Raw genomic sequence first — 11,396 nt, forward strand, 5'->3', positions numbered from 1 at the left:
CGTCAGCAATCGCGACCACGGCACGAGCTTCTCCATCTCTTCCAGGAAACGCTGGCGCCGAGTCATGCGCTTCTTGCCCGTGCTTTCCGCTTCCGCAAAGCTCATTTGCCGTTTCATCGTCGTGGACCCGTTCCGTGAACTATCTTCTACAACGTCCTCGGCTGCGTCAGCGATGACCACAGAGCCGGATAAATCAGTGTTTCCCTAGCGGAGCAGACGCAATGCCCTACGCGCACACCGATCACGTCCCGAAAAGCTTCTGGACTCGCTATGTCTGGAGCCAGGACCACAAGGTCATCGCCGTGCAGTATTCGCTGACGGCCATCGCCATCGGCCTGGTCGGCCTCGTCCTGTCGGACTTGATGCGATTGCAACTCGGCTTTCCCGGCAAGTTCAGCTTCATCGACGCCAACCACTATTACCAGTTCGTCACCATGCACGGGATGATCATGGTGATCTACCTGCTGACCGCGCTGTTCCTGGGCGGCTTCGGCAACTATCTGATCCCGCTGATGCTGGGCGCGCGCGACATGGTGTTCCCGTTTCTCAACATGCTGAGCTACTGGGTCTACCTGCTGGCCGTGCTGGTGCTGGTGACGAGCTTCTTCGTGCCGGGCGGGCCGACCGGCGCGGGCTGGACGCTGTATCCGCCTCAGGCCATCCTGCCCGGCACGCCGGGCGTCGAATGGGGCATCGTGCTGATGCTCGTGTCGCTCGCGATCTTCATCGTCGCGGCAACCATGGGCGGTCTCAATTACGTGACCACCACGCTGCAGGCGCGCACCCGCGGCATGACGCTCATGCGCATGCCGCTCACGGTGTGGGGTATCTTCACCGCGACGATCATGGCGCTGCTCGCGTTTCCGGCGCTGTTCGTGTCGGCGGTGATGATGCTGCTCGACCGGACACTCGGCACCAGTTTCTTCATACCGGCCGTGGTGTCGATGGGGCAATCGCTCAAGCATGCCGGCGGCAGCCCGCTGCTGTTCCAGCACCTGTTCTGGTTCTTCGGGCATCCGGAGGTCTACATCGTCGCGCTGCCGGCCTTCGGCATCGCGTCGGACCTCATCAGCACGCACGCGCGCAAGAGCATCTTCGGCTACCGGATGATGGTGTGGGCGATCGTCATCATCGGCGCACTGAGCTTCGTGGTCTGGGCGCACCACATGTTCATCGCCGGCATGGATCCGTACTTCGGCTTCTTCTTCGCGACCACCACGCTCATCATCGCCATCCCGACCGCCCTCAAGGTCTACAACTGGGTGCTGACGCTGTGGCGTGGCGATATCCACCTGACCGTGCCAATGCTGTTCGCCATCGGCTTCATCAGCACCTTCGTGCTGGGCGGGCTGACCGGGCTCTATCTCGGCAACGTGAGCGTGGACATTCCGCTGTCGAACACGTACTTCGTGGTGGCACACTTCCATATGGTGATGGCCGTGTCGCCGATCCTGGTGGTGTTCGGCGGCATCTACCACTGGTATCCGAAGGTGACGGGCCGCATGCTCGACGACACGCTCGGGCGCGCGCACTTCTGGGCCACCTTCGTCGGCACCTACGCGATCTACTTCCCGATGCACTATCTCGGCATCCTCGGCATGCCGCGGCGGTATTACGCGTACGAGGGCTACAGCTTCATTCCGCATTCGGCGCAGACGCTCAACACGTTCATCACCGTCGTCGCGCTGATCGTGGCGGTGGCGCAGTTGCTGTTCCTGTACAACCTGGCGTGGAGCCTCGTGCGCGGCAAGCGTGCCGACGGCAATCCGTGGCGGGCCACCACGCTGGAATGGCAGACGCCGCAAACGCCGCCGGCGCACGGCAACTGGGGGGCCGCACTGCCCGTCGTCTACCGTTGGGCGTACGAATACAGCCCGCCGGGACAAGCGGAAGACTTCGTCCCGCAAAACCAGCCGCCCGCGACGGCACCGGAACCGGAACCGGCCCGCTCGACGCTTCAACCCGGCGAGGCACGCAAATGACCACGCTGCCGCGCACCTTCGTTCCCGACACGCCGCCGCCCGTCTTGCCGAATGCGAGCCGCGTCGGCCTGATCGTGTTCATGGCCGTGGCAACGGCGTTGTTTTCACTGCTTCTGCTCGCGTACGGCATGCGCATGCGCGAACCCGACTGGCAGCCGATCCCGCATCCCGCGCTGCTGTGGTGGAACACCGGCGTGCTCGCGCTGGCCAGCGTCGCCATGCAGCGGGCCCGGCAGCTGACCGTGCACCGCGTGGCGTGGCTGGTGTGCGGCGGCGTGCTGGCCGCCGTGTTCGTGATCGGGCAACTGATCGCGTGGCGCATGTTGTCGGCAGCCGGGCAGACCGTCATCGCGAATCCTTCCAATAGCTTCCTCTACCTGCTCACCGGCCTGCACGGATTGCACGTGCTCGGCGGGCTGGCGGCCTGGGCCGTGACGATCGCGCAACGCCGGCATGTGGACCCGTTCCGGGCTCAACGCGCCATTTCGCTGTGCGCCCTCTATTGGCATTTCCTGCTGGCGGTCTGGCTCGTGCTGCTGGCGGCGATGTGGTGGCTCACCCCCGCGGTTGTCGCCGCCATCTGCGGGCCGCTGTATGGAGCCGCGCCATGACCTCGCCCACGCTCCCGCCAGAATCCGCTGCCACCCCGCCCGCCGACGCCGGGCCTGACGGCTGGCGCGGCATCGTCACGGACTGGTCGGCCGACCGCGAAGCCTTCAAGGTGCCGTGGGGCAAGGCGATGATGTGGATCTTCCTGCTGTCGGACACCTTCGTCTTCAGCAGCTTCCTGATCGGCTACATGACGGTGCGCATGTCGACCACGGCGCCGTGGCCCGACACGTCCAAGGTGTTCGGCCTCACCGTAGCGGGCGTCGACGTGCCGCTGCTGCTGATCGCCATCATGACGTTCACGCTGATCACCAGCAGCGGCACCATGGCGATGGCCGTCAATTTCGGTTACCGGCGCAATGCACGGCGCGCTGCCGCATTGCTGCTGGCGACCGCGCTGCTCGGCGTGACCTTCGTGTCGATGCAGGCCTTCGAATGGACCAAGCTGATCGTCCACGAAGGCATTCGCCCGTGGGGCAACCCGCTGGGCGCCACGCAGTTCGGCGCGTGTTTCTTCATGATCACCGGGTTCCACGGCTTTCACGTGACCTGCGGCGTGATCTACCTGCTGCTGATCGCGCGCAAGATCCTGCAGCCGGGATTCACCGAGCACGGTAACTTCCAGATCGTCGAGATCGCCGGCCTGTACTGGCACTTCGTCGACCTGGTGTGGGTGTTCATCTTCGCGCTGTTCTATTTGTGGTGAGGCCGTCCATGGACCACTCCGATCCCGCCGATCGCCCCGACGCCGCGCACGGCCAGCAGCATCCGATCGGCATCTACCTGAAGATCTGGGGCCTGCTGTTCGTCCTGAGCACGTTGTCGTATCTGGTGGATTATTTCCATGTGCAGGGCCTGATGCGCTGGGTGCTGATCGTCGTGCTGATGATCGCCAAGGCCGGGCTGATCGTATCGATCTTCATGCACATGATGTGGGAGCGGCTGGCGCTGGTGTACGCGATCCTGATACCGCCGCTGTGCCTGCTGGTGCTCATGGTGCTGATGGCCGCCGAAGCGCATCACACCTTCGGGATGCGGGAACTCTTCTTTCGCTGATCGCTTTTCGCGTTCGTTCGTCGGATGAAGGATGATTCGGATCACGTACGATCCGGCGCGCCGGCGTGCGAACGGCTGGCTTTGCCCGGCAATCGACCGATCGCATCGGAACACTGAACGAGCACAATCCGGACTGGCCGAAGCCAGTCCGGCCCGGGAGCTAGAAGGCGCTCTTTATCACGCCCCCGTCGGCTCGCAATGCGGCGCCGGTCGTGGCCGACGCAAGCGGGCTGGCGATATAGGCCACGAGGGACGCAATTTCCTGCGGCGAGCCGAATCGCTTGATGAGCGAAGTCGGCCGGACCTTCTCGAAGAACTCCTTCTCGAACGCCTCGAACGATTTGCCGTCGGCCTTCGCGAGCGTCTCGACGAATTCGCCCACGCCGCGCGATTTCGTCGGCCCCGGCAGGATGCTGTTGACCGTAATGCCCGTGCCGGCCACGGCCTCGGCCAACCCGCGCGCGACCGCGATCTGCGCGGTTTTCGTCACCCCGTAGTGGATCATCTCGGCCGGAATCTGCACGCCGCTTTCGCTCGAAATGAAAATGATGCGCCCCCAGTCGGCCTGCTTCATCGCCGGCAGGAACAGGCGGGCAAGGCGTACGCCGCTCAGGACGTTGACGTCGAAGAAACGCGTCCAGTCCGCGTCGGGGATTTCTTCAAACGGCTTGGGCTCGAAGATGCCGAGGTTATTGATCAGAATTTCCACGCCCGGATAGCGTTGCGCCAGTTCGTCGGCTGCTTGGGCCGTACTCAGGTCGCCCGCAAATCCAACCACATCGCCGCCGGTGTCCGCCTTCAGTTGCTCGACCACTTCATCCACCGATGATTAGGCGCGGCCATTGACTATTACGCGAGCGCCTTCCTGTGCCAGTGTGCGGGCGATGGCCAGACCGATGCCGGCGGTGCTGCCGCTGACGAGCGCGAGTTTGCCTTTCAGATTGAGGTCCATGAGTGATTTCCTTTTCCTTTTCCTTGAACGAAGTGGAAATGACGATATCGAGTCTTGATCGATCGGATATTGCAAGCGTGCTCAGGTACGGGTGATCGACGCGCCGCCATCGACCAGCGATGCGGTGCCGGTCACGAAAGACGAATCGTCCGACGCAAGATAGAGCACCGAGCGCGCGAGCTCTTCTGGCTTCGCGACGCGCTTGAGCGCATGCAGCCCGGTCACGAACTGCTGCGACTCGTCGGTGTCGTTCATGCCGCGATACATCTCCGTGTCCACCGCGCCCGGCAGTACCGCGTTGACGCGCACACCCTGCGCGCCATACTCGGCGGCCAGTGCCTGCGTCAAGCCGATCAGGCCAGCCTTGCTCGCCGCATAGGCTGCGGTGCCGGGAAACGCGAACGAGTAACCGACGAACGTCGACGTGAAGATGATCGAGCCACCGCCTTGCTTCACGATTTCGGGAATCTGATGCTTCGCGCCCAGGAAGGCACTGGTCAGATTGGTCGCCAGCGCGGCGTTCCAGCCTGTTTCGGAAATACCAGTGCTCGGCCCCATCTCGCCCAGCGTACCGGCATTGTTGTAGGCGATGTCCAGGCGACCGAAGCGGCTCACGGCGAGCGCGACCAGCGCCTTCGCGAAGTCCTCCGATTGCACGTCGCCCGCCAGATACGCGGCTTCGCCACCTTCGCTCGCGATCTCTGCCGCGAGTGTTTCAAGTTCTCCCGCGCGGCGCGCCGCGATCACGACCTTGGCGCCTTCCTTCGCGAACAGCTTCGCCGTTGCCCGGCCAATTCCCGCGCTGGCACCCGTCACGATGGCAACCTTTCCTGTCAAACGTTGCATTTTCCATCTCCTGATGTACTGCGTTGGCCAGTGCCCCATGCCTCGGCCGTGAGAGCACTATAGGATTCAACTTTGATTGAAGAAAGGCATAAAACGTGGTTGTATCATTAAGTTTTTATGAATGATCGGAGGGGGCATGGACCGCCTGCGCGCGTTTGAGGTCTTCGTGACGGTGGTGAGCCGGGGTGGTTTTGCGCGCGCGGCGGATGCGCTCGGCACCTCGCCTGCCAACGTCACCCGCTATGTGCACGAGCTGGAGGCGCACCTCGGCACGCGCCTGATGAATCGCACGTCACGCACACTGTCTCTCACCGAGGGTGGCGAGACCCTTTATGCGCGCTGCAAGACCATCCTCGACGATGTCGCGGAGACGGAAGGGCTCGTGTCATCCGCGTCGGTGGAACCCCGTGGGCGATTGCGCATCAATGCACCCGTGAGCTTTGGCATTCTGTATCTGGCGCCGCTGTGGCCCGGTTTCATGCAGAAATATCCGCAAATCGAACTCGATATCGGGCTCATTGACCGCGTCGTGGATATCGTCGACGAAGGCTACGATCTCGCCATTCGCATTTCACGCGCGGGCTCGATCAGCCATGCGGCCCGAAAACTCGCGACATCGCAAAACATCCTGTGTGCGTCGCCGGACTATCTGGCGCGCTTCGGACATCCGACCGTGCCGGAGGACCTGATCCGTCATCGCTGCATCGGGTATACCTATGCGGCCACCGGCGATGAGTGGGAACTGATCGACGGTGGCGGCAGGACCCATGGCGTGAGGTCCAACTTTCACATGCATACCAATAACGGCGACACGGCGCGCGCCGCCGCCCTCGCCGGGCAAGGGGTGATTTGGCAACCCACGTTCCTGATCGGCAACGATCTCCGCGCCGGCAAACTCGTTCAGGTGTTGCCTGGGTATCGTCTGCCCGACATCGACGTTCTCGCCGTCTACCCGAGCCGCCGACATTTGAGCGCCCGGGTGCGCGTCATGATCGATTTCCTGGCCGATGCGTTCGGCGGGGTGCCGCCGTGGGATCGCGAGGACGGAAGTTAGGCCGGCACCACGCCGGCGGCGGGCTGAAGGCGCATCCCGGACGCAAGCCCGCCATGTTCCGATATTCAGGTTCGGGCGCACGCGATCGACCGATGTTCGACTACACGGCGACAGTCCGCGCCGCACCGATCGGCATCAGCGCGTCCCGCGCCCGCCCGCGGGCTTGCCAGCCGGCTTGCGCGAACCCGCCGACGTCTTGCCGGCCGGTTTGCCGCGCGGCTTTTGCACGCTGAACGGGCTACCGCTCGACAGGCTTGCCCCCTTGCCCGCGGGCGCGGCGCGCTGCCCAGTGGGCTTGCGCTTGCCTTCCCCGCCTTGCGGTCGCGGCTTTTTGCCGGCCGCCGGCATGGCGCCCGCCCCCGCTTGCGGCACCTTGGGCTTCTTCGGCTTTTTTGGTTTCTTGATGATCTGCCCGGTCGCGCTGGTTTCCGGCACGCGGTGTTCGGCTTCGAAACCCGGCTCTTCCTCACGGCGCAGCGTTTGCCGGATCAGCGCCTCGATCGCGGCCAGTTGCGGTGCTTCGTCGGCACACACGAGCGACACCGCCACACCACTGGCGCCCGCGCGGCCGGTTCGGCCGATACGGTGCACGTAGTCTTGCGCGACGATGGGCAGATCGACGTTGATGACCAGCGGCAGGTCGTCGATATCCAGCCCGCGCGCGGCCACGTCGGTTGCGACCAGCATCTGCACTTCGCCCGTCTTGAAGCGCTCGAGCGCACGCAGGCGCGCGGGTTGCGGCTTGTCACCGTGGATCGTGTCGACCGCATAACCCGCATCGTTCATCATGGCCGCCAGGTAATCCACGCCATTGCGGGTCTTGACGAACACCAGCGCGTGGTCCCAGTTGTTCTCGGCCACCAGGTGCATGAAGAGGTCAGGCTTGTTCCGCTTGTCCACCGGCACCACCCACTGCTTGATCTTGCTGGCGGTGATGTTGGGCGGGCTGACGCTGATATTGACCGGACTGCGCAGAATGCTCGCCGCCATCGCACGGATGTCGTCAGTAAACGTCGCGGAAAACAGCAGCGTCTGACGCTGCACCGGCAATGCGGCAAAGACGGCGTTGAGTTCGCGCGCGAAGCCCAGATCCAGCATGCGGTCGGCTTCATCCAGCACCAGCGTCTGGACTTGATCGAACTGCACGGCGTTCTGGCGATTGAGGTCCAGCAGACGGCCCGGCGTGGCGACGAGCACATCCACGCCCTTGCGCAACTTCATCATCTGCGGGTTGATGCTCACGCCACCATAGGCGGCCAGAAACCGCAAGTCGAGGCCCTTGCCGTACTCGACGAAACTCTGCAGCACCTGTTCGGCCAGTTCGCGCGTGGGCACCAGCACCAGAACGCGCGCGCGGTTGCTCGACACCGCCGGCCCATGCTGCACCAGCCGCTGCAGCAGCGGCAGCGCGAAACCCGCCGTCTTGCCGGTGCCGGTCTGCGCCGCGGCCATGACGTCCTTGCCACCGAGCACCGCGGGAATCGCCTTGGCCTGCACCGGCGTGGGTGTCTGGTAATTAAGGTCCTGCAGATTACGCAGCAAGGGATCGATCAGGCCTAGCGAAGCAAAAGACATGGACGTGTTCCGGGCTAAAACCGCAATTCTAGCGGTTGCGGCGATGATCGCCGTGCGGATACCCGGTGCGGGGCGGCGTCCGGCGTCGGGCGATCCCGTCGAGCACGACAAGGATCGCCGTCGGCCGACCTATTTCGACACCGCACGCGTGAAAGGCGGCGGCACCCTGCCCGCCGCCTGACGATCGATCATCCAGCCGGGATAGTCGGGCGGCAACGCGCTCACGGCATCGAGCTGCGCAAGCTCGTCCCCGGTCAGCACGATATCGGCAGCACCGAGATTGTCTTCGAGCTGTTCGACGCGTTTGGCGCCGACGATGACGCTCGTGACATGCGGCTTGGCGAGCAGCCACGCGAGCGCGATCCGGGCGACCGACACGCGTCGCGCGTCCGCGATCGCGCGCATCGCTGCAACGCATGGCCAGGCGCGCTCGAGATCGACCGGCGGAAAATCGAAATGGCTGCGCCGCGAACCCGCTTCGGTCGGCGCGCCAGGGCCGAACTTTCCCGACAGCAGCCCGCCGGCGAGCGGCGACCAGACGAGGAGCGCCATCTGCTCGTCGATCGCGAGCGGCACCAGTTCGCGCTCCACGTCGCGTCCGGCGATCGAATAGTAGGCCTGAATGGTCTCGAAGCGCGTCGCATGGAGCGCTTCGCTGAGCCCGAGCGCCTTGCCGATCTTTCCGGCGCGCCAGTTCGAGACACCGACATGGCGAACCAGCCCCTGACGCGTCAGATCGTCGAGCGCCCGCAGCGTCTCTTCAATCGGTGTCACGGGATCGTTCGCGTGGATCTGGTAAAGGTCGATATGGTCGACCTGCAGCCGTTCCAGGCTTCGCTGCACGGAATCCATGATGTGGCCGCGCGACGCGCCCTGATCGTTGGGTTTCGTGCCCATCACGCCCGCTGTCTTCGTCGCCAGCACGATCTCGCTGCGTGCGACGCCGAGGTCCCGAAGTGCCTGTCCGACGAGACGTTCGGACTGACCGAAGGAGTAGATGTCGGCGGTATCGATGAAGTTGATTCCCTCGTCCAGTGCGCGGGAAATCAGTCGGGTCGCGTCGTCCTGGCCGACCGCGCCGATCGCGGCCCACATGCCGGCATCGGCATTGCCGCCCAGCGTCATCGTGCCGAGACACAGCTCGGAGACGTACAGGCCGGTGCGGCCCAGTTGCTTGTATTTCATGGCCGTTTCCTTCGAGGTCGGCGGGAAAAACTGCGGCGGCGTCCGTTCCGGGGCGCCCCGCACGCCAGGTTTCAGCTGATGCGAGCGTGTCCTGCCCGGAATTGTCCGGCGATCGTTGCGACCCGTGCGCCATAGCGGCGTGCCGTCTCGAGGTCCCCCGGCGACATTTCATCGGGCGACGCATCGGCCGGCGTCTGCGCCATCGGTGCGATATAGGAGCCCATGCGATTCAGGTCGTCACGCATCGACGCCTTCAGGTTCGCCGGCTTGATGTCCATGCTCACCCAGATGCCGCCGTGCTGCCCCGCAAGCAGAACGAAGTATTCGAGCGTATTGAGCTTGTCGCCGTTGATGCTTGCGCTGTTGGTGAAGCCGCCGAAGATCTTGTTGCGCCATGCGCCTTCGAACCATGCCTTCGACGATGTATCGGCGAACTTCTTGAACTGCCAGCTGGGACCGCCCATGTAGGTCGGCGAGCCAAACAGGATGACATCCGCGCCGGCAAGCGCGTCCCACGCGTCCGGTGCGATGTTGCCATCGGCGTCGATTGCGACGAGAACGCCGCCGGCCCCCTCCGCGACAGCCGTCGCCATGCGTTCGGTATGCCCGTAGCCGGAGTGATAGACGACGATCGTTTTAACCGGAGAGATGTGCTGTGTCATGGTTGTGCCCTTTCGTTCAGGTGGTCGTCGGGGGACGACATCGGAAAGCACTTTACTGAGTTGAAATTGAGTTATAAATGACGGCCGACTGAACGTTCTGTTACTCCCAGGGAGAACAATGCAAAACCTCGACGCGCTGTTGATCTTCGCCCGTGTCGCCGAAATGACGAGCTTCACGCGCGCGGCCGAAAGCCTGGGCATCCAGAAAGGACGGGTGTCGATGGTGATTCGCGCGCTCGAGCGCGACGTGGGCGTCGCGCTCCTGCATCGGACGACGCGCAGCGTGCAGCTGACCGAGGACGGACGCGCCTTTTACGCGCGCGCACGGGACCTGCTGGCCGACGTACAGGAGCTGCAGTCGATGTTTTCCGGCAATGGCACGCGGCTGCGCGGACGATTGCGCGTCGACATGCCCACCGAGCTCGCGCGCAGCGTCGTGGTTCCCGCGCTGCCGCAACTGATGGCGATGCATCCGGAGCTGGAACTGGAACTTTCGAGCACCGATCGGCGCGTCGATCTCGTCCAGGAAGGATTCGATTGCGTGATCCGTCTGGGGCCGATCGTGGACGAGACGCTGATTGCCCGGCCGTTGGGCCGCCTGCGCATGATCAATGCGGCGAGTCCCGGCTATCTGGCGCGGTATGGCGTGCCGCAAACGCTCGACGATCTCGTCGGTCAGGGACACCGGATGGTCCACTACGCGCTGACACTCGGCGCGCGGCACCCCGGGTGGGAATATCCGAGCGGCGACGGCTATGCAACGCTCGCATTGCCGAGCGCGATGCAGGTCAACAACGTGCAGACCTATCACGCAGCCGGGCTTGCGGGCATCGGGTTGATCCAGGCCGGGTATTCGGCGCTCGCGAATCACATCGAAAGCGGCGCGCTGGTCGAGGTGCTGCCCGATCTGCGTCCTGAGCCTCTCGCGGCGTCGCTCGTCGTCGCGCATCGGCGCAATCTGTCGCCGCGCGTTCGGGCGTTCATGGACTGGATCGAGGGGGTGTTGCAGCCTTATTTCGATTGAGGGCGGTATGTAGATGAATGCGCCCACCCGTCACGACCAATATGTCCTACGGCGATGCCGCTCTTGTTCTATCAGCGGATTTTGTGCCTTGATTTACTGACAACCGTGTTCATCGTCGACCGGCAGGGGCGCGCCATGAGACTGACCAAGGTTTCTTTCGTCTTTCTTGGCTTCATCTGGAGTGGGCCGCGGCGTTGATCAGCCCAATGCAGAAAGCGGCGGCCATCGTCCTGATTCTGGCGAGCATCGCGCTCTTGCAAATTGGACGTCAACGCGCGGCACGGGAAACGGGCCAAGCGGTTCGCGGTGCCGGCGTACGCCCCTAGGGAAACACTGATTAATAGGCGATCGCGCGAGGTGGTCGGCGATGTGGGCGGGGAATGGCCGGATACCGAAGCGAAGCGCCGCCCATTCGGAGAAGTTTGCCCCGAGGATGCACCTTATTTCTCGC

Annotated in this window: 10 protein-coding genes and 2 pseudogenes; 6 read left to right on the forward strand and 6 right to left on the reverse strand. The window is 63.9% G+C overall.

Going from position 1 to position 11,396, the window contains the following annotated elements; genetic code table 11:
• Positions 1-117, reverse strand: a pseudogene (locus HWX22_RS30850) (IS5/IS1182 family transposase); the annotation flags it as partial.
• A 104-nt stretch (positions 118-221) separates the two neighbouring features.
• Here HWX22_RS30850 and ctaD point away from each other — a divergent pair.
• From ctaD to HWX22_RS30870, 4 genes are read left to right on the forward strand one after another with little or no spacing between them, the layout of a single operon-like run.
• Positions 222-1,982, forward strand: coding sequence for a cytochrome c oxidase subunit I (ctaD, locus tag HWX22_RS30855; protein ID WP_175910330.1), 1,761 nt, complete (start codon positions 222-224; stop codon positions 1,980-1,982).
• Positions 1,979-2,593 (forward strand): cytochrome c oxidase subunit 3, encoded by a 615-nt coding sequence (locus HWX22_RS30860; protein ID WP_175910328.1) that lies wholly within the window; start codon positions 1,979-1,981, stop codon positions 2,591-2,593. The genes ctaD and HWX22_RS30860 overlap by 4 nt, the downstream gene beginning before the upstream one ends.
• Positions 2,590-3,297 carry a heme-copper oxidase subunit III family protein gene (locus HWX22_RS30865; RefSeq protein WP_059690457.1) on the forward strand — a complete coding sequence of 236 codons (708 nt, stop codon included), beginning with the start codon at positions 2,590-2,592 and terminating at the stop codon, positions 3,295-3,297. Before HWX22_RS30860 ends, HWX22_RS30865 begins: the two co-directional genes overlap by 4 nt.
• Before the next feature lie 8 nt (positions 3,298-3,305).
• Positions 3,306-3,647 (forward strand): cytochrome C oxidase subunit IV family protein, encoded by a 342-nt coding sequence (locus HWX22_RS30870; RefSeq protein ID WP_059535940.1) that lies wholly within the window; start codon positions 3,306-3,308, stop codon positions 3,645-3,647.
• A gap of 160 nt (positions 3,648-3,807) precedes the next feature.
• On the opposite strand, the pseudogene HWX22_RS30875 reads toward HWX22_RS30870, so the two are convergent.
• Positions 3,808-4,599: pseudogene (locus tag HWX22_RS30875) on the reverse strand (SDR family oxidoreductase).
• Between the two features lie 81 nt (positions 4,600-4,680).
• A complete protein-coding gene (locus tag HWX22_RS30880) occupies positions 4,681-5,445 on the reverse strand; it encodes an SDR family oxidoreductase (protein ID WP_059820015.1) in 765 nt (254 codons plus the stop codon).
• Between the two features lie 136 nt (positions 5,446-5,581).
• Here HWX22_RS30880 and HWX22_RS30885 point away from each other — a divergent pair, with 136 nt between their 5' ends.
• Positions 5,582-6,499, forward strand: a complete 918-nt coding sequence (locus HWX22_RS30885; RefSeq protein ID WP_175910326.1) for a LysR family transcriptional regulator — start codon at positions 5,582-5,584, stop codon at positions 6,497-6,499.
• A gap of 135 nt (positions 6,500-6,634) precedes the next feature.
• Here HWX22_RS30885 and HWX22_RS30890 read toward each other — a convergent pair whose 3' ends face one another.
• From HWX22_RS30890 to HWX22_RS30900, 3 genes are all read right to left on the reverse strand, one after another.
• Positions 6,635-8,074 carry a DEAD/DEAH box helicase gene (locus tag HWX22_RS30890; protein WP_175910324.1) on the reverse strand — a complete coding sequence of 480 codons (1,440 nt, stop codon included), beginning with the start codon at positions 8,072-8,074 and terminating at the stop codon, positions 6,635-6,637.
• Positions 8,075-8,203: 129 nt separating this feature from the next.
• Positions 8,204-9,259 (reverse strand): aldo/keto reductase, encoded by a 1,056-nt coding sequence (locus HWX22_RS30895; protein ID WP_175910322.1) that lies wholly within the window; start codon positions 9,257-9,259, stop codon positions 8,204-8,206.
• 71 nt (positions 9,260-9,330) lie between these two features.
• Positions 9,331-9,921, reverse strand: a complete 591-nt coding sequence (locus HWX22_RS30900; RefSeq protein WP_175910489.1) for a flavodoxin family protein — start codon at positions 9,919-9,921, stop codon at positions 9,331-9,333.
• Positions 9,922-10,039: 118 nt separating this feature from the next.
• On the opposite strand from HWX22_RS30900, the gene HWX22_RS30905 reads away from it, so the two are divergent.
• Positions 10,040-10,945 carry a LysR family transcriptional regulator gene (locus tag HWX22_RS30905; RefSeq protein WP_175910320.1) on the forward strand — a complete coding sequence of 302 codons (906 nt, stop codon included), beginning with the start codon at positions 10,040-10,042 and terminating at the stop codon, positions 10,943-10,945.
• The last annotated feature ends 451 nt before the right edge of the window (positions 10,946-11,396 follow it).

The sequence above is a fragment of the Burkholderia sp. BCC1638 genome, from assembly GCF_902833195.1.
Taxonomy (GTDB): Bacteria; Pseudomonadota; Gammaproteobacteria; order Burkholderiales; family Burkholderiaceae; genus Burkholderia; species Burkholderia diffusa.